We start from the raw sequence: 19,949 nt of genomic DNA, 5'->3' as shown, positions 1-19,949 counted from the left end.
TAGTTCCCCAATTTTATTATATTACCAAATAAGGCAGCATAAATATTAATTTTATGTTGCCTTATTTATTTAAACTAAATGAAACAAATGTTTAGACTATACTCCTTTGTATTTGTTATTGTAAGTATTACTCGTTGTTCTACCAAAAACAACGATAACAAAGAATAAACCTTATTTTCTAAACGTTCTACTAGTTCAACTACTATTTATAAAATTACATCAATTACAGCTCTATTTATTTGTGATGAGGCATTTCTATTCGAAATATTGATAATGATGGTTTCGACGATCTTTTCTTTATAGGAAATAAAATGTTATGATAAAGGAGGAAAATAAGATGTCCTTATTGCTAGAGGCTTGCTAGAATCAGAAGTAGAAATTGCAAGAAATGATGCAAGTTACGCTTGTTTTTAAAAGAAAAAGGAGATAGAAATTCAATACTTTTTTCTCTTTTAGAAAGTGATTTTTAGACTTCTGCAAAAGTTAAAGAAATGTCTATAATAACAATATATTTTAATTGAAAAGAATAAGGATGCTGTACAATATTTAAAGATGACAAATAAGAATCTTAACTATAAATAGTAATTAAAAATTAATTTCATATAAAAAATAGGGTTAAACCATAAAAAGTTTAACCCTGTTTTTTATTTACAAACTTTCCTAAATTATTTTTTAAGAGAAAAAGATGTTTTTAAACCTTGAGAAGCGTTTGGTCCAACCCAAAGATTAAAACTTCCTTCTTCAGCTGCTTTAATTAATTTATGATTTACAAACTCTAAATCTTTAGCAGAAATTATAAAAGTTACTTCTTTTGTTTCACCACTTTTTAAGAATACATGCTCAAATCTTTTTAACTCTTTAACAGGTCTAGTAATGCTGCCAACAACATCTTGTATATAGAGTTGTGCTATTTCTTTACCATCCTTTTTACCTGTATTTGTAATAGATACATTAACTTCTAAATCTTCATTAAAATTGATAGTTTCTTTAGATAAAGAAATATCTGAATATTTAAACGTTGTGTAAGATAAACCATAACCAAAAGGAAAGTGCGGTGTAAAACCAACATCTAAATAATGAGATTTATTACCTAAAGAACTTTGCCACGCCGCAACAGGTATTTTATCCATAGAAATATAATTAGTACTATCTGCAGGTCTACCTGTATTTTTATGATTATAGAAAAAAGGTAACTGTCCTGCTGTTTTTGGCCAAGAAACAGGCAATCTTCCTTGGGGAGATTTTATTCCGTTTATAACTTCATACAAAGCCTCTCCTCCCATAGTTCCTGGATGCCAAGCCATTAAAACTGCAGCTGTTTTGTCTATAATGTTTGTAAAGGTAATTGGTCTACCTGCCATAATTACTAAAACAATTGGTTTTCCTGTTTTAGCCAATTCGTTAATTAATTCTTCTTGAGCTCCTGGTAAATTCATATTTGCTCTACTATGTGCTTCTCCAGATAAAATAGCCTCTTCACCTCCAAAAAATAAAATTACATCAGATTTTTTAGCAATATTAATTGCTTCCTGAAATCCTTTATTAGACGTATCTCTACTATATTCTAAACCTTTTGCAAACAGAAAATTGGTACTTGCTTTTTTGTATGCAGCTAATGGTGTATTGGTATGTTCTTTTTCTCCATCAAAAGTCCAAGTACCTAATTGTTCGTGTGGCGCATTTGCTAACGGACCAATAATGGCAACGTTTGTTTTTTCTGAAATAGGCAATATTGAATTCTTGTTTTTTAATAATACCATACTTTCAATCGCTGCTTTTTTAGCTTCTTTTAAATGACTTTCTGCGTACAAATTACCCGTATGTTCTTTGTTTCTGTATGGATTTTCGAAAAGACCAAGTCTAAATTTAATTCGTAAAATATTACGTACAAATTCGTTTAACTCTTCTATACTTACCTTTTTTTCTTTTATCAATTCTTTTAAATGGTTCTCATAAGCTTCACTATTCATTTCCATATCTAATCCTGCTTTTGCAGCTAATTCTGCAGCATGCTTTTCGTTACTAGCAAAACCATGAGCAATCATTTCTGTAACCGAATCCCAATCACTTACAACAAAGCCATCAAATTGTAATTCTCCTCTTAAAACATCTTTCAATAAAAACTTATTTCCTGTAGCTGGAATTCCGTTTATTTCGTTAAAAGAACTCATTACAGTTGCAGCACCTGCATCTACAGCAGCTTTAAATGGTGGTAAATAAATATTTCGTAAAAGAGGTTCACTTAAATTAACAGTGTTGTAATCTCTACCTCCAATAGCAGCACCATACCCAATATAATGTTTTGCAGAAGCTGCCATTCTATAGGGATTACTTAAATCATCTCCTTGAAAACCTTTTATATAAGCAGCTCCTAAAACGGTTGCTAAATAAGGATCTTCTCCGGGAGATTCTGCAACTCTTCCCCATCGGCTATCTCTTGCAATGTCTAGCATTGGAGCAAACGTCCATCGTATGCCTGATGACGTCGCTTCAAAAGCAGCAATTTCAGAAGTTTTTTCTACAATTTGAGCATCCCATGTTGCTGCTAATCCCAATGGAATTGGAAAAATAGTTTTAAAACCATGAATCACGTCTCTACCAAAAATTAATGGAATTCCGTTTGGGCTCTCTTCAACAGCTATTCTTTGTAGTTCATCTACATAGTCTAAATTCATGATGTTTAAAAAAGCACCTACATTTCCTTTTTTAACAGATGCTATTAATTTTTCAGGAAGCTCACTTTCTGTGCTATGCATGCCTCTTAAATTGGTTTGTCCAATTTTTTCTTCTAAAGACATTTTAGAAAGTAAAGTTTCAATCTTAGCTTCATTAGTTGAGTCTTTTACAAAAGACGAATTCTTGTTTTCTTTACAACTTATAATTGTTACCAATAGCAGTAATAAAAAGAATCTTTTTTTCATAATATTATTCATTTTGCTGGTTTATTTTCTATCAAAAAGGTGCTTTTTACACCTTTAACTCCCTGTCTGATTTTGAAAAAACTCATAAAACATCATTTTTCCAGGCACAGTTCAGTGAGATCTACACTTATATAGATTATTTAAAAAGTGTCTAATTTTTTTATTCAAAAAAAGCAGCACAAAGTAAGTTCATACTGCTTTTTCACAATTAACAACTCAAGTTAAAACAATTCAAACTTAATTTTTTTTACAATATTATTCGATGCATTTCCTACATATAAATAATAAGTACCGTCCTCTACAGACCAATCAGAAATATCGGTATTATAATACCCCAATGATGATGCATTCATAGAAATAGTAACTAACTTATTTTCTCCTTTTTCTAAATAAACTTTAGAAAATCCTTTTAATTCCTTTACAGCTCTTTTTACTTTAGATTTATGTTTTCCTATATAAACTTGTACAACCTCTGCTCCTTCTCTATTACCTGTATTAGCAACTTCTAAAGTTACTTTTATCTGATCTTTTTTAGTGTAATTTTCTTTATCCAACTTTACATCAGAAATCTTAAAATTAGCATAAGACAAACCAAAGCCAAAAGCATATTGAGGTTTAATTTTTCTAGTATCAAACCATCTATACCCTACTAAAATATCTTCGATATATTCTTGATTAACGCCATCTCCCGGATATGAAATTTGACCAAATGTATGCGCTGCATTGTCATTTAATTCTTTTGGAAAAGAAAAAGGAAGTTTCCCAGAAGGATTTACATCTCCGCTCACAATATCTGCAATGGCAAGTCCTGCAGTACTCCCTAAATACCAGGTTTGTAAAATTCCTTTGGTTTTAGAAATCCAAGGCATTTTTACAGCGTTTCCTGTAACCAATAAAAAACCTAGATTTTTATTTACTTCGTAAATTTCGTTTATTAACTTCTCTTGTCCATAAGGCAAATCAAAATCTTCTCTATCATCTCCTTCACTATCTTGAAGATGGTTTTTGTTTAATCCACCAATAAAAAGAACAACGTCTGCTTTTTTAGCAACCTCAATTGCTTTTACATATAAAGAATCTTGGTTTAAAGTTGCAGGAAGCACTTTGTCGTAAACAGGTGCTCCAGATTCATATCCCATTGTATAAATAATGGTTGCATTTTTATATCTTTTTTGAATCCCTTGTAAAGGAGATATTTCGAAAAGAGGTTTTAATTGAGAAGAACCTCCTCCTCTTGTCATGTTTCTCGTTGCATTTTCTCCAATAACTGCAATTGTTAATCCTTTTTGGTCTTTAATAGGAAAAAAATTATCGTCATTTTTTAACAATACAATACCTTCTGTAGCTACTTTTCTAGCTGTTTGATAATGCTCTTTATTATTTAATTTCCCTAAAGGTCTGTTTGGGTTCAAGTTTGTACGATACATTAAACGTAAAATTCTACGTACTTTATCATTCACTAAATCTTCACCTAATTCACCCTCTTTAATTGCTTTTAAAAATGGTTTAGCTAAATAATAATATTCGTAATGGTTAACTGTACCTGTTCCTAGGCCATCCGTTCCTGTCCCCATTTCCATATCAAGGCCATATAAAGCAGCTTCTTTTGTGTTATGAGCAGAGCCCCAATCACTAATTACAACACCATCAAACTTCCAATCTGTTTTTAAAATTTCACTTAAAATTTTATGATGCGTTGTATGTTGTCCTCTAAATTTATTATAAGCCCCCATTAAAGCCCAAGTATTTCCTTTTTGCACCGCTGCTTTAAATGCAGGTAAATAAATTTCATGCAAAGCTCTATCGCTAACTTCTACATTTATCTTATCTCTCCAATGTTCCTGATTATTTAAGGCATAATGTTTTACACAAGCAGCCACACCATTTTTTTGGACTCCTTTAATATATGTTACTACCATTGATGATGCTAGAAAAGGATCTTCTCCTAAATACTCAAAATTTCTACCATTTAGTGGTGTTCTATAAATATTGACACCAGGCCCTAGTAAAACATCTTTTTTTCTATATCTAGCTTCTTCACCTAAACTAAAACCATATTCTTCAGCTAATTCAGGGTTAAAACTTGCTGCTAAACATGTTAATGCAGGAAAAGCAGTTATGGCATCATTCGTCCAACCTGCTTCAGACCAAGCATCCCAACTAATTTCTTCTCTAACCCCATGCGGTCCATCAGACATCCATACTTCTGGTATTCCTAATCTAGCAACTCCTTTTGTACTAAATTTAGATTGCGCATGCGTCATAGCTACTTTTTCTTCTAAAGTTAAAACAGCTATAATACTATCTATTTTAGCTTCAATAAATTCAGAAGAAATCTGGTTTTTCTCTAATTGAATTGTTGGTATTTTATTTTGGCCTATAATATGTGGAATATGTAAGCATAAAATAACACTTAATAACAGCTTGCTTTTTTTAAATGAAAATCTCATCATTACTATTAATTTACTAGGTTGTTTCTATTTCATAAAATTACTTTTTAACAGAATAGATGTATGCAACTATTTCAACTAACATTAAAACATTTGTTGCAATCCTTCTATAAACCTTACTTTCAGAGAGCCAATAAGACATTTGAGCTATCTTTTGCTTTAGATGTTCCATTCATACATTTTTATTCTTTTTATGTTTACAATACATTGATAACAATGTAATAATAGAGAAATTTAAAGAAAAATAATCCTTTTAAATCATTTGAAAAGTGAAATACACGGTATTAAAAACTGAAGCATTACAACTCAAGTATTAAACATAATAAATTAATAATTGAAGATTTTGAATCTAAATTATAAATAGCCAAAAAGCAATACAAGCTATAATTCATTAAATAAACAGGAAGATCAATAAAATAACAATTTTATGATTTTCTTCTTTTACCAATGCTGCATTTACAAACCAAAAACGGATAATTTCATCATAAAAAAACTTATACAATTAGAAAATGTTAAACATACATAAAGTTCCTTTAAAGGAAAAAATAGGATACGCGCTTGGAGATGGTGCTGCCAATATAGCTTGGAGAGGAGTTGCCGCTTTTCTGTTTATTTTCTATACAGATGTTTTTGGATTGCATCCTGCTACCGTAGGTCTTTTAATGCTAGTATCTCGTTTTAGTGATGGTATTAGCGATATTTTAATGGGAATTATTGGAGATAGAACCAAATCTAAATACGGAAAATTTAGACCTTGGATTTTATGGACAGCAGTCCCTTTAGGTTTAAGTCTTTCCTTGTTATTTTCTAGTCCAGATTTAAACCCTACAGGTAAAATTATCTATGCCTATATTACCTACATCGCTTTTACATTAATTTATACTGCAAATAATGTTCCGTACGGAGCCTTAATGGCGGTTATGACAGGCAATGACAAAGAAAGAACTAGTATTGGTTCTTTTAGAATGGTTGGTGCATTTGCTGGAGGAATGTTGGTACAAGGAGTCTTGCTTTTCTTGGTCGCTTATTTTGGGAATGTAAACCCTATTATTAAGGTTGATAAATTAGATACTGAAAAATTTAAAGTTGAAATATCTGCACCTAAAGACGTTTTAAATGCTAATATTAAAACAGAAAACGGAATTGCTTTATTTACTTGGGACACTATTGAATCTAAAGAAAATACTCCTACAAAAGGAAAAAGTTTTACTATAGAAGCCAATAAAAATTACACATTTATTGTTACCGGAGAAAAAGATATTAATGAAAAGTCTTTTTCTATTATTGATCAAAAAAAAGGATATAGCAATTCTATGTATATCATGTCTATTTTTTTAACCTTGTTTATGGTTATCACTTTTTACACCACTAAAGAAAGAGTGTTGCCTCCAAAAGATCAAAAAACAAATTTAAAACAAGATTTAAAAGACTTAATAAAAAACAAACCTTGGTTAATTTTATTAGCCATAGGCCTATTGTTTAATGTGTACAATTCTATAAAACAAGGAATTGTTGTCGTTTACTTTACACATTATTTAAACAATCAATTATTAGCAGCCAGTTTTATGGTCGGTTTAATGTTAGCCTCTATTGCAGGTGCTATGATAACGGCTCCTTTAGGTAGAATATTAGGAAAACGGATGTTATTTATTTATGCTTTATTATTTTCCGGAGGTGTAAATGCATTTCTAGTTTTTTGTGGTCCGAATGATATTTCTATGATTTTTGCCTTAGGTATTATCTCTGAATTTGGCGCAGCAATTCTACCTACTCTGTTCTTTGTAATGTTAGGGGATGCAGCAGATTATTCTGAATTTAAAAATGGAAGAAGAGCCACAGGATTGGTATATTCCGCAGGTTCTTTTGCTACAAAATTTGGAGGAGGAATTGCGGGTGCTATTATTGGTTTGGTTTTAGCAGCGTTTCATTATAGTGGTCAAGATGCCGTTGCCATAGAAGGTGCACTACCAGGAGTTGTTATGTTAATGAGTTGGGTTCCTTCTTTAATTACAATTTTAGCAGCTATTGTAATGCTCTTTTATCCGCTTACCGAAACAAAGTTAGATGAAATTACATTAGAATTAAACACAAGAAGATTAAAAGAAAAATAGAATTTTTAAATATTGATATTATATACTTATGAATAAATTTCCAAAAGATTTTGTTTGGGGAACAGCTACATCATCTTATCAAATAGAAGGTGCAAGTGATTTAGATGGAAAAGGTCCTTCCATTTGGGATGCTTTTTGCAAAATTCCTGGTAAAATAAATAATAATGAAACAGGTAACGTTGCCTGCGATCATTATCATCTATTTAAAGAAGACATCAAATTGATGCAAGAAATGGGCGTTAAAGCCTACCGTTTTTCAATTGCTTGGTCTAGAATTATGCCAACAGGAAAAGGAACTGTGAATGAAAAAGGAATTCAGTTTTATTCAGAATTAATTGATGAGCTTTTAAAAGCAGATATTGTTCCTTGGGTAACACTGTATCATTGGGATTTACCTTTGGCCTTACAAATGGAAAATGATGGGTGGTTACACAAAGATATTACAGATTATTTTAAAGAATATGCCGATGTTTGTTTCAATCGATTTGGTGATCGCGTAAAAAACTGGATTACATTAAACGAACCTTGGGTCGTTTCTATTTTAGGCTATGGACAAGGAGTTTTTGCTCCTGGTAGAGTTTCTAATTCAGAACCTTATTTGGCTGGTCATCATTTAATTTTATCTCATGCAAAAGCCGTAAAATTATACAAGGAAAAGTATGCGCATCAAAATGGAGAAATCGGAATCTCTAATAATTGTGATTGGCGAGAACCATTAACAGATAGCAAAGAAGATAAGGATGCTGCCGAAAGAGCGTTAGAATTTTTTATTGCTTGGTTTGCCGATCCTATTTATAAAGGAGATTACCCTGAGGTAATGAAAGAACGATTAAAAGAACGTCTTCCCTGTTTTACTGAAGATGAAAAAATATTGATAAAAGGATCTTCAGACTTTTTTGGGTTGAATCATTATACAACTATGTATGCCGCAAATTCTGATGGAATTATAAAAGAAGTGGCAGTTAACGGAAATGGCGGTATTTCTGAAGACCAAGACGTAGATTTAAGCGTAGATAAAGACTGGAAAGTAACTTTAATGGATTGGGCAGTGGTGCCTTGGGGCTGTAAAAAGTTATTAAAATGGATAGATAAGCGTTACGATAAACCTAATATTTACATCACAGAAAATGGTTGTGCGTATCCAGATAAATTAATCGATGGTAAAATTGATGACCAAGAAAGATTAGAATTTTATCAAGGTTATTTAATAGCTTGTCAAGAAGCAATCGCTGAAGGTGTTAATTTAAAAGGATATTTTGCCTGGTCTTTTATGGATAATTTTGAATGGGCTTTGGGTTATGAACAACGATTTGGTTTGCATTATGTAGATTTTAAAACTTTAGAAAGAACCCCTAAAAAATCTGCCTATTGGTTTAAAAAAGCCATAAAAAATGATAGTGCAGAAGTAACCTTATAATTATAAAACCATCTATACTTTATCTAAAAAAAGGAAGTACAGATGTTTTTTTTATCCAAATAATTCAAAAAAAATCTTCCTTTAAATTTCTTAAATAAAATAAATATCTCTACTTATTTTATTACTTTTCCTTTTGTAGTACTTTAGCACTATACCATATGCACTAAAAACAACTAAAAATTGGTTCCTAAAATTAAAATCATATTATTTTTAAGCATTATTCTTTGTTTTGGATGTTCTAAAAACACAAAACATCAAAATGAATTAGGCCATGAAACCAGCCCCTATTTATTACAACATGCAAATAATCCTGTAAATTGGAAAGCTTGGAATGATAAGACATTACAACTTGCAAAAGATAAAAATAAGTTAATTATTATTTCTATTGGTTATTCTGCGTGTCATTGGTGTCATGTAATGGAAGAAGAAAGTTTCGAAAACGATTCTATTGCCAAAATAATGAATGAAAACTTTATAAATATTAAGGTTGATAGAGAAGAAAGACCAGATGTAGATAATGTGTATATGAATGCAGTACAATTAATGACTGGCAGTGGCGGTTGGCCTCTAAACTGTATTGCGTTACCCGATGGTAGGCCTATTTATGGTGGAACCTATTTTACAAAAGAACAATGGGAAGAAATTTTGTTAAACATCTCTAAACTCTATAAAGAAACCCCAGAAAAAGCTATTGAATATGCAGAGCGTGTAACGGAAGGCATTCAGAAATCTGAATTAATTACCATTAGAAAAGATACAGCCGATTTTAAAGATACAGATATTAAAAACGCTGTTTCAAACTGGCAACAAAACTTAGACACTGTTTATGGTGGATCAAATAGAGATATTAAATTTCCGATGCCGAATTCATTGGAATTTTTATTAAGATACAGTTATCAATTTGAAGATAAAAGCATAAAAAATCATCTAGAAATAACGTTAACTAAAATGGCTTTTGGTGGAATTTATGATCAAATAAATGGCGGATTTTCTAGATATTCCACAGATAAAAAATGGCACATTCCTCATTTTGAAAAAATGCTTTATGACAACGCACAGCTTGTTAGTTTGTATGCAAAAGCCTATCAGAACGATAAAAAAGAATTGTACAAAACAGTAATTGAAGAAACTTTAGATTTTGTAAAACATGAATTAACAGACCAAAATGGAGCTTTCTTTTCTTCTTTAGATGCAGACAGTAAAAATGCTGAAAACGAATTAGAAGAAGGTGCTTATTATTATTTTACGAAACAGGAATTGCAACATTTAATTACTAAGGATTACTCATTATTTGAAGATTATTATAATGTGAATGATTTTGGCTTGTGGGAAAAAGACCTATTTGTTTTAATTAGAAATTCAACGAATGTAGCATTTGCAGACAAACACAATATAAGTACTGATTTGCTTTCATCAAAAGTAAAAAATTGGAAAACAATTCTTAAAAAAGCCAGAGCACAAAAAGCAAAACCAAATTTAGATGATAAGGTTTTAACTTCTTGGAATGCCTTAATGATAAAAGGATATACAGATGCATATAAAGCGTTAAAAAACGAAGATTATTTAAAAATAGCTCTTAAAAATGCTAACTTTATATTAAAGAATCAATTACAAAAAGACGGAAACCTTTACAGGAATTACAAAAACGGAAAAAGTACTATTAATGCCTATTCCGAAGATTATGCTACTTTAATAGATGCTTTTATCAATTTGTATGAAGTTACCCTTGATGAAAAATGGTTAACTACCTCCAAAAAACTAATGGACTTTACTTTAGAAAACTATTTGAATAAAGAAAACAATATGTTTTACTTTACGTCAAATAAAGATCAAAAAATAATATCAAGAAAAGTAAAAGTTGATGATAACGTTATAGCTTCTCCCAATTCTATTTTAGCAAATTGTCTGTTTAAATTAAGCCTTTATTATTCTGATACTAATTATAACAAAATTTCAAATCAGATGCTTCACAATATGAAAGATGATGTTTTAAAAAGTCCTTCTAGTTATAGTAATTGGTTAAACCTGATGACCAATTATACCAGACCTTTTTATGAAGTGGCAATTGTTGGTGCTAAAGCATCCGTTCTTAAAAATGAATTTCAAGAGAACTACATTCCGAATGTTATTATTGTTGGTTCTACAAAAGAAAATGCGAGCGTTCCTTTATTAAAGGATAAATATGTAACGGATAAAACCTACATTTACGTTTGTAATTTTGGGGCTTGTAAATTGCCTCAAACAGAAATTACAAAAGCTATTGAATTGATACAAAAATAAATTACAAAACTAAAAAACCATCTCTTTCGAGATGGTTTTTCTAAATCAACTAATTCAAATAATTTACACAATGAAAACAGTTTACTACGTTGTCTTCATATTTATGAAAGCAAGTTCTGTGCCAAGATCTATTTGAATTGTATTTTTAAGATATATTTTAAAAAAGTATTCCTTAACTCCTTCTCTTTTTTACTTTAGAAACCATTGGTACTGCTTTTTTTAATGCTTCTACAATAGAATACGCAGCCGGACAAATAGCAGTATTTGCAACTGTCAATTCAGAAATATTGATAAACTTTTTTCTATTTGTATGAGGATATTCGGCACATGCTTTAGGACGAACATCATAAATAAAACAGGTATTATCAGATTCATCGAAGAAAGAACATGGCGCCGTTTTTAACACCATAAAATCGTCTTCGTCTCTTTCTAAATACTGATTTGTAAAAGCAGCAACTTTCATTTTTAAATGCTTAGAAATACGTTCTACATCTTTATCCGTAAAAATAGGGCTTGTTGTTTTACAACAATTTCCACAAGCTAAACAATCTGTCTTTTCAAACTCCTTATCGTGCAATTCTTGCACCACATAATCAAAGTTTTTAGGGACTCTTTTTTTTACATTCGCAAAATATTTTAGACTTTCTTTTTTAGCTTCTTCTGCTAATTTTGGTAGTTGTTCTAGACGTTTTTCCATTATGCAAAAATACAATTATTCTTGACCAAAAATCGTTCTAAAAAACAAATAAAATATGTAATTTTGCATTTCAATTTTCAATACCATATGAGCATTCAAAATAGTATAGAAACCAAAGTAAAAGAAGGTTTTTTAGCATTATACAATACCGAAATTCCAACTGTAGAATTTCAGGCAACCAGAAAAGAATTTGAAGGAGATATTACAGTAGTAGTATTCCCTTTATTACGCTACAAAAAAGGAAATCCTGTTCAAATTGGTGAGGATTTAGGAAAATACATTGTAGAAAATGTTACAGAAATCACTAATTACAACGTAGTAAAAGGTTTCTTAAACCTAGTAATTGACGATAGTTTTTACACAAACTTCTTTAACGCAATATACTCAGATGCTACTTATGGTTTTGTTTCGCCAAAGGCGGATGAAAAAGCAGTAATGGTAGAATACTCTTCGCCAAACACCAACAAACCTTTACACTTAGGCCATGTTCGTAATAATTTATTAGGGTATTCTGTTGCAGAAATTATTAAAGCTGCAGGTAAAAAGGTGTACAAAACGCAGATTATTAACGACAGAGGTATTCATATTTGTAAATCTATGTTGGCCTGGGAAAAATTCGCTCCCAATGGGAGTGATGGACAAAAAGAAACTCCAGAAAACACCGGTTTAAAAGGTGATAAATTGGTGGGTAATTACTACGTAAAATTCGACCAAGAATATAAAAAAGAAATTGCGCAATTAATTGCGGAAGGAAAAACGGAAGACGAAGCTAAAAAAGAAGCTCCGTTATTTGTAGAGGCACAACAAATGTTGTTGAAGTGGGAAGCTGGAGATGCAGAAGTTGTTGCTCTATGGAAAGAAATGAACTCTTGGGTGTACAAAGGTTTTGAGGTTACTTACAAAAGTATGGGTGTAGATTTTGACACTTTATATTATGAAAGTAACACCTATTTATTAGGAAAAGATGTAGTTGCACAAGGTTTAGAAAAAGGTGTATTCTATAAAAAAGAAGACGGTTCTGTTTGGTGTGATTTAACCGAAGATGGTTTAGATGAAAAAATTGTGTTACGCTCTGATGGTACAGCAGTTTACATGACCCAAGATATTGGTACTGCTATACAACGTGTAAAAGATTATGCAGATGTTGGTGGTATGGTGTATACGGTAGGAAATGAACAAGATTATCATTTTCAAGTATTATTCTTAATCTTAAAGAAATTAGGATTTGATTGGGCAAAACAATTGCATCATTTAAGCTACGGAATGGTAGATTTACCATCTGGTAAAATGAAATCTAGAGAAGGTACTGTAGTTGATGCAGATGATTTAATGGATGAAATGACGGCAACGGCCAAAGAAATTTCTGAAGAATTAGGGAAATTAGATGGGTATTCTGATAAAGAGAAAAACGAGTTATACGAAACGATTGGTTTAGGTGCTTTAAAATACTTTATTTTAAAAGTAGATCCTAAAAAGAGAATTTTGTTCGACCCAAAATCTTCTGTAGATTTTCAAGGAAATACAGGTCCTTTTATTCAATATACATACGCTAGAATTCAGTCTATTATTAGAAAAGCAGATTTTGATTACTCGCAACCTCTTACTATTGAATTACATGAAAAGGAGAAAGAATTGTTAAAACAATTAGAATTGTACCCTGAAACTGTACAACAAGCTGCTGCCAATTATTCACCAGCAATTATTGCAAATTACACATACGATTTGGTAAAGGAATTTAATTCTTTTTATCAGAATGTACATATATTAGGAGAACAAGATCTAAATAAAAAAGTTTTTAGAGTACAATTGTCTAAAAAAGTAGCGGAAACTATAAAATCTGCCTTTTTATTGTTAGGAATTCAGGTTCCGGAGAGAATGTAAATTAGTTAATACTAGCATTGGCTATAAACATAAAAGTTAGTAAATTAGCATGCGTTAAGGATTGAAGTGACATCCTTTTGCTTTTTAGCAAAAGATATAACGGAAAGCCTGTTAAAACGCCCAAATAAAAAATATTAAAAGATAATTTTTGAATCTTTTAATCATAAATTTTTAAATAAATCAAAATGAAATACGACATCATTATTATTGGAAGTGGTCCTGGAGGTTATGTAGCAGGAATTAGAGCTTCTCAATTAGGCTTTAAAGTTGCCATTGTAGAAAAAAGTGAAATAGGTGGAATTTGTTTAAACTGGGGATGTATACCTACAAAAGCATTGTTAAAATCTGCTCAAGTTTATGATTATTTAAAGCATGTAGACCAATATGGTTTAAAGGCTGAAGCTATTGACAAAGATTTTGAAGCTATTGTAAAAAGGAGTCGTGGTGTTGCTGATGGAATGAGCAAAGGTGTTCAATTCTTAATGAAGAAAAACAAAATTGATATTATTAACGGTTTTGGTAAAATAAAAACTGGTAAAAAGGTTGATGTTACTGCTGAAGATGGAACCGTAACTGAATATAGTGCAGACAATATTATTATTGCAACTGGTGCACGTTCTAGAGAATTACCAAACTTACCACAAGATGGTAAAAAAGTAATTGGCTATAGACAAGCAATGAGTTTACCTGAACAACCAAAATCTATGATTGTTGTTGGTTCTGGTGCTATTGGTGTTGAGTTTGCGCATTTTTATAATTCAATGGGAACTGAGGTTACTATTGTAGAATTTATGCCAAATGTTGTGCCTGTAGAAGATTTAGATGTTTCTAAACAATTTGAGCGTTCTCTTAAAAAATCTGGAATTAAAGTAATGACAAATTCTTCTGTAGAGTCTGTTGATACTTCTGGTGAAGGAGTTGTTGCTACCGTAAAAACTAAAAAAGGAGAAGAAACGTTAACTGCTGATATCTTATTATCTGCAGTTGGAATTAAATCTAACTTAGAAAATATTGGTTTAGAAGATGTTGGTATTATTACTGATAGAGATAAAATATTAGTAAATGATTTTTACCAAACAAACATACCTGGTTATTATGCTATTGGTGATGTTGTTCCTGGACAAGCATTGGCACACGTTGCTTCTGCAGAAGGAATTACTTGTGTAGAGAAATTAGCTGGTTTACATACAGAACCAATCGATTACGGTAACGTTCCTGGTTGTACCTACGCGTCTCCAGAAATTGCATCTGTTGGTTTAACGGAAGCGAAAGCTTTAGAGGCTGGATATGAATTAAAAATTGGTAAATTCCCGTTTTCTGCATCAGGTAAAGCAAGTGCAGCTGGTAACAAAGATGGTTTTGTAAAAGTTATTTTTGATGCTAAATATGGCGAATGGTTAGGATGCCACATGATTGGTGCTGGTGTTACTGATATGATTGCTGAGGCTGTTTTAGGACGTAAATTAGAAACTACAGGTCATGAAGTACTGAAAACAATTCACCCTCACCCAACCATGAGTGAAGCGGTTATGGAAGCTGTTGCAGATGCTTATGATGAAGTGATACATTTATAATAATTAAAATTATGGGTCGTTTCTCGTTTAAACGAAGAATTTCGACATACAGAATATTACATTCAACGAAAACCGTAGCTAAATGCTACGGTTTTTTTGTACTTTTAAATCATAAACAATTAATTAAAAGAAATAGTATGAAAGCAAAATATAAAGGTGTATTAGATTTAGGAGAACAGTTAGCTATTGCAAATGGTGATGTAAAAGAAGAAAATGGTATTTTACACGTAACAGGAACAGCAAAGAATCAATATGAAAAAAACCTTCTTTGGGATAAAATAAAGGAAATTGGTGGCGAAAGCCCAACAGACATTATGGCAAATATTGAAGTTGCAGATACTTCTGTTTTTGCGAACCACATCGTTGTAAAAGGAGAAACTTTAGGTAAAATATCTAAAAAGTATTATGGTATATCAGGAAAATACAATGCTATTTTTGAAGCCAATACAAACATCTTAAAAAACCCAGACGCTATTCAAATTGGTCAGGAATTAGTGATTCCTAATTTATAGGAAATTACAAAAAATTGAGTTTTAAAAACCGAAGGAATTTCCTTCGGTTTTTTTATATTTGAAATCATATAAATATAAGACATGAATCCAAAAGAAAACAATCTAAAAAAGAACGAAAATTTTATAAAATATTAGGAAACAAAAAGAGATAATAGAGTTAAATATTCAATTCTACAAAGCCTATATTTTACAATTCCTTTCAGTATTGTCTTTCAAGCCATAGAAAGTGTTCAAGGTTTTTTAACTTTAAATTTCGGTTTCAAATTTCTTACTATTTTTAGTATTTATTTTCTACTCACCTATTATGTGTCTTTTAATCTGTATGATAAAAAATACCATAAATTTAAAAACCAATCATAGAATTTTGATCACCAACAAAAAAAAGTTTTTTTCAGAAATATTAAAAGCAATTTTAAAACTTATAATCGCTGGAGTATTTATTGGAATATTAAAAAAATATGATGCAATTGTAGCTGTAATATTAATCATAAGAATAATACACCATGTCAACAAAACAATCCTAGTACCAAAAAATAATAAAAATTGGGTTTTACTTTTTGGAATGTTTTTAATTGCAATTATTGGTGTTTCTGGTGAATATTGGGCGGTTTCTAATGGCTATTGGGAATATCATGAAGTTGAAAGAGAGTTACCTCTTTGGTTACCCTTTGCTTGGATGCTGGCTTTTCACTTTTTATATGAATTAGAAGGTAGATTAATTCCTATTTTAAAAAATAAAACTTCTAAAAACAAAATAATTTTAGCTATATTATTGGCATTAATTCTTCCTGCTTTTGGAGAAGTAATTACAATCTATTTAGGTGTTTGGACGTATTATTGGCCTTATCAAATATTAGGAGTTCCTTTATATGCTTTTATCTCTTTGGTTTTTGTGCACATGTTAGTCTATACTATTTTACATTTTGTTTGTAAAAAATATAAAATTGAAGATATAGTTTTTAATTAATTATTACACAGAGATCCTTTGAGAAATTTCACAGAGATTCACAGAGAGCTTTAAATAAATAGATTCCTCTTCGTTCCTCATTCGGAATGACATTTTGTATTATATTACCAAATGTATTTTTAGCTATTGAGAGATCTCAGACGATTTCAAATAGATTCGAAAATTAGATATTGTTTATTTTATAAAAAAGGCTAAATCAACATATATTGATTGAGCCTTTTTTATAATGTATGTTTTTTAGTTTACAAAATGGAACTGGTTTTAATCAACAACCTTAATCCCAAATACGAGGACTGCTTCCAAAACAAATATTTTTCATTTAGAAGGTAAATCTTAGTAAATTAAATCCTAAGCTACCCCTGCGATTAAAATCTCCAAGCAACAATTCTGGTTACTTTATTTCCTTGATGCATCGGAATAATTTTAAACTCAACCGCTCCTAACTTTGCCGAAGATTTTTCTAAACTCTTTACGTTTTCTTTCTTAGAAACTAAACTTGTAAACCATTTACTACTTTTAGGAAACAAAGAGCTTTCGTATAAATAATTATGTAAAAATGCTTTCTCGCCACCAATGTACCAAAGTTCATTGTTGTTTCCTGCAAAGTTTCTTACTGCGTTATTTCCTAAGTTTCTAGATTTTCTACCATTGGCTCCTTGTGCTTCTTCTGCCGATTTGTAGAAAGGAGGATTACACATGGTTGCAGAAAAAGAATCGGTATCTTTTAAGATTCCTTTTAAAATTTGCTCTTCGTTCAATTGCTGACGTAGTTCAATATTATCCGTAAAATTATTATCGTCTATAATATCTTGCACAGTATCTAAAGAATCTAAATCGATGTCTGTTGCCACAAAATTCCAATTGTATTCTGCAATACCTAATAAAGGGTAAATACCTGTAGCACCTGTACCAATATCTAATATTTTAATATCTTTTTCTTCTGAAAGCAAATCTGCTAAATGATGAATATAATCTAAACGACCAGGAATTGGTGGACATAAATTGTTATCACCAAAATTCCAAGTAGAAATTTTATCGAAAGAAAATAATAAGGCTTTATTCAATTCTTTTACAGCATCCGGATTTGAAAAATCTATGGTCACTGTGCCATATTGGTTTTTAGCCACAAACTCTTTTAATGCTGGGTTTATAACATTTAATTCATCAAAATTATAGCCTTTGTTGAATTTATTTTTTGGATGTAAGCCTTTTTCTTTCATTGTATTTGGTGTAATTATAGTGTAAAGAGTTTACACAAATTTTACTAATTATAACAGTGTGTCAAAAGTAAGTTATATTAGATAAACTTGATTGAAATTAGATGCTAAGTTTAAAATAGTTTGTTATTGTATATGAGATTTCTCAATCGTTTAAAAAACTCATTTCGAAATGACAGTTGGTTATTTAATATCTAAGTTTTTAGAAATAACTCAGTGTTTCCCGATTAAATTTCTCCGTGAATCTCGGCGTTATTATTACAACTCCAAAATTGTAAACTCTAATTGCAACGGTTTTAAAGCACCTTTTAATGCTTTTACAAATGATGAACCATACGCCAAATAGTATTCAGAAAAGTTACGTTGACGTTCTTCTAAACTTTGGTTTGGTAAAATTTCATTTTGAAGTTGCGTAATTCTATCAACTAAATCGTTTTGTCTTTTTTTCTCTGCTTTTAACAAACGTTTTTGCAAATTCTCTAATCCTTTAATTTGCTTTCTTTCTTGCGCATTTACAGCATTCACAAAAGAAACATCTGTTTGTTTAGCTACTTCTTTTAGTTCTGTAAATTGATTTTCTAAAAACTGAATTTTTTCATCAAAGTTCACTTTAATATCAGAATTTTCTATCACTTTTTGAGACAATAAATCATATTGATCTAAAAATAATTCTTCTAAAGAAATATTTAGTCTTTCTAATTTATTTGCTTGTTTTTCAGAAACTACTTGCACAGAATTACGTAACAATAAAATAGGAAATGGAATAGTTACTTCTTCAAAATAATCTTTTAATTCTAACCAATATGCCATCTCTCCTCCTCCACCTAAATAGCAAAGGTTAGGCAAAATAACCTCTTGATATAAAGGTCTCATAATTACATTTGGAGAAAACGATTTTGGGTTTTCATCAACCTCTTTTAAAATTTCAGTTTTCGAAAAAGTAATTTCGGTATTGTTTACTTTGTAAATTCCGTCTTCAAAAAGAATACGTTCTCTAAAAGCATCACCCAAATAAAATAAATTAATTTCTCTAGGGTTTACTTGAATTTTATACAATTTTTCTAAATCTGCAATCGTTTTAGAAACGGCTTTAAATGAAGTTCCATTTTCTAATTCGTCTTTTACAATTGGGTTAAATAATTGTTTTAAACTAGCATCATCACCATCTAAAATAACCAAACCATAATCACTAAACAATTCATTTGCAATATAACGCGTAGCATCCGCCAGATTATTATGCTTTAAATAACCATCTGAAAACAGTTTTTTAAGAAATTCCGCATTTTTAGAATGCCCTAAATGTTCAGAAAAAACATCAAAAACAGCAGCTAAACCTTCTGTAGAAAATCTTCCTACTGCTCCACCATCTTCTCTGTTCCACATTACTTTTTTTCCGTCGAAATTAAAATAATTAATTTCTTCAAAATCATGATCTTCTGTTGCCATCCAATAAATTGGAACAAAATTTTGTTCAGGAAATTTCTCTGCTAATTCTTCGCACAAATTAATGGTAGAAAGAATTTTATATAAGAAATACAAAGGCCCAGTAAACAAATTTAATTGATGCCCCGTAGTTACTGTAAATGTATTTTGCTTCTTTAAACTATCTATATATTCATTGGTTTTCTCTGAAATATGAAAGCCTTTATACTGATTTTTTAAAGCATCTACCAAAACTAATCTAGATTGCAACCTAAAAGATTTTTGCTTTTCTTCTATCTGATTATGAAAACCTGTGATATCTGGAAAATTATTATAAAATGGCTGTATAGACTCTTTTTTCTCTAAATAATCTAACATTGTAGAAGAGAAAAAACCGGTTTTCTTAAAAGGTATCTGTGTTACTTTCATCTTAAAGAACACGTTTTTGGCAACAATCAGATTCTGAGATCAAATTCATTTAGTTTGATTAATTTTTGATA

General features: G+C 30.5%; 12 protein-coding genes. 7 read left to right on the top strand and 5 right to left on the bottom strand.

Features of this window, described 5'->3' with window-relative positions; genetic code table 11:
• Positions 1 to 665 precede the first annotated feature (665 nt).
• Both bglX and JOP69_RS16995 read right to left on the bottom strand, forming a co-directional pair.
• The gene (bglX, locus tag JOP69_RS17000) at positions 666 to 2,921 is read right to left on the bottom strand and encodes a beta-glucosidase BglX (RefSeq protein ID WP_252191140.1); all 2,256 of its coding nucleotides are present in this window, start codon (positions 2,919 to 2,921) and stop codon (positions 666 to 668) included.
• Positions 2,922 to 3,142: 221 nt separating this feature from the next.
• The gene (locus JOP69_RS16995) at positions 3,143 to 5,374 is read right to left on the bottom strand and encodes a glycoside hydrolase family 3 protein (protein ID WP_252191139.1); all 2,232 of its coding nucleotides are present in this window, start codon (positions 5,372 to 5,374) and stop codon (positions 3,143 to 3,145) included.
• 506 nt (positions 5,375 to 5,880) lie between these two features.
• Here JOP69_RS16995 and JOP69_RS16990 point away from each other — a divergent pair.
• The 3 genes from JOP69_RS16990 (at position 5,881) to JOP69_RS16980 (ending at position 11,179) form a co-directional block, all read left to right on the top strand.
• The gene (locus tag JOP69_RS16990) at positions 5,881 to 7,482 is read left to right on the top strand and encodes an MFS transporter (protein ID WP_203392077.1); all 1,602 of its coding nucleotides are present in this window, start codon (positions 5,881 to 5,883) and stop codon (positions 7,480 to 7,482) included.
• A gap of 28 nt (positions 7,483 to 7,510) precedes the next feature.
• Positions 7,511 to 8,899 carry a GH1 family beta-glucosidase gene (locus tag JOP69_RS16985; protein WP_203392076.1) on the top strand — a complete coding sequence of 463 codons (1,389 nt, stop codon included), beginning with the start codon at positions 7,511 to 7,513 and terminating at the stop codon, positions 8,897 to 8,899.
• A 180-nt stretch (positions 8,900 to 9,079) separates the two neighbouring features.
• On the top strand, positions 9,080 to 11,179 hold the full coding sequence (locus JOP69_RS16980; RefSeq protein WP_252191138.1) for a thioredoxin domain-containing protein: 2,100 nt from the start codon (positions 9,080 to 9,082) through the stop codon (positions 11,177 to 11,179).
• A 172-nt stretch (positions 11,180 to 11,351) separates the two neighbouring features.
• On the opposite strand, the gene JOP69_RS16975 is transcribed toward JOP69_RS16980, so the two are convergent.
• Positions 11,352 to 11,876 carry a YkgJ family cysteine cluster protein gene (locus JOP69_RS16975; RefSeq protein WP_203392075.1) on the bottom strand — a complete coding sequence of 175 codons (525 nt, stop codon included), beginning with the start codon at positions 11,874 to 11,876 and terminating at the stop codon, positions 11,352 to 11,354.
• 87 nt (positions 11,877 to 11,963) lie between these two features.
• Here JOP69_RS16975 and argS point away from each other — a divergent pair, with 87 nt between their 5' ends.
• From argS to JOP69_RS16955, 4 genes are all read left to right on the top strand, one after another.
• The gene (argS, locus tag JOP69_RS16970; protein WP_203392074.1) at positions 11,964 to 13,757 is read left to right on the top strand and encodes an arginine--tRNA ligase; all 1,794 of its coding nucleotides are present in this window, start codon (positions 11,964 to 11,966) and stop codon (positions 13,755 to 13,757) included.
• A gap of 185 nt (positions 13,758 to 13,942) precedes the next feature.
• Positions 13,943 to 15,331 carry a dihydrolipoyl dehydrogenase gene (lpdA, locus tag JOP69_RS16965; RefSeq protein WP_203392073.1) on the top strand — a complete coding sequence of 463 codons (1,389 nt, stop codon included), beginning with the start codon at positions 13,943 to 13,945 and terminating at the stop codon, positions 15,329 to 15,331.
• 137 nt (positions 15,332 to 15,468) lie between these two features.
• Entirely contained in the window at positions 15,469 to 15,843 is a 375-nt protein-coding gene (locus JOP69_RS16960; RefSeq protein ID WP_203392072.1) for a LysM peptidoglycan-binding domain-containing protein, read from the top strand.
• A gap of 322 nt (positions 15,844 to 16,165) precedes the next feature.
• Positions 16,166 to 16,810, top strand: a complete 645-nt coding sequence (locus JOP69_RS16955) for a hypothetical protein (RefSeq protein ID WP_252191137.1) — start codon at positions 16,166 to 16,168, stop codon at positions 16,808 to 16,810.
• Positions 16,811 to 17,175: 365 nt separating this feature from the next.
• Here JOP69_RS16955 and rlmF read toward each other — a convergent pair whose 3' ends face one another.
• Complete coding sequence (rlmF, locus tag JOP69_RS16950) at positions 17,176 to 18,030, bottom strand: 23S rRNA (adenine(1618)-N(6))-methyltransferase RlmF (protein WP_203392071.1); 855 nt, start codon at positions 18,028 to 18,030, stop codon at positions 17,176 to 17,178.
• A 255-nt stretch (positions 18,031 to 18,285) separates the two neighbouring features.
• A complete protein-coding gene (gene bshC / locus JOP69_RS16945) occupies positions 18,286 to 19,878 on the bottom strand; it encodes a bacillithiol biosynthesis cysteine-adding enzyme BshC (RefSeq protein ID WP_203392070.1) in 1,593 nt (530 codons plus the stop codon).
• Positions 19,879 to 19,949 lie beyond the last annotated feature (71 nt).

The sequence above is a fragment of the Polaribacter sp. Q13 genome (genome assembly GCF_016858305.2).
Classification (GTDB): Bacteria; Bacteroidota; Bacteroidia; order Flavobacteriales; family Flavobacteriaceae; genus Polaribacter.
Note: the sequence above shows the minus strand (reverse complement) of the source record. Positions and strands in the feature narration are given on the sequence as shown.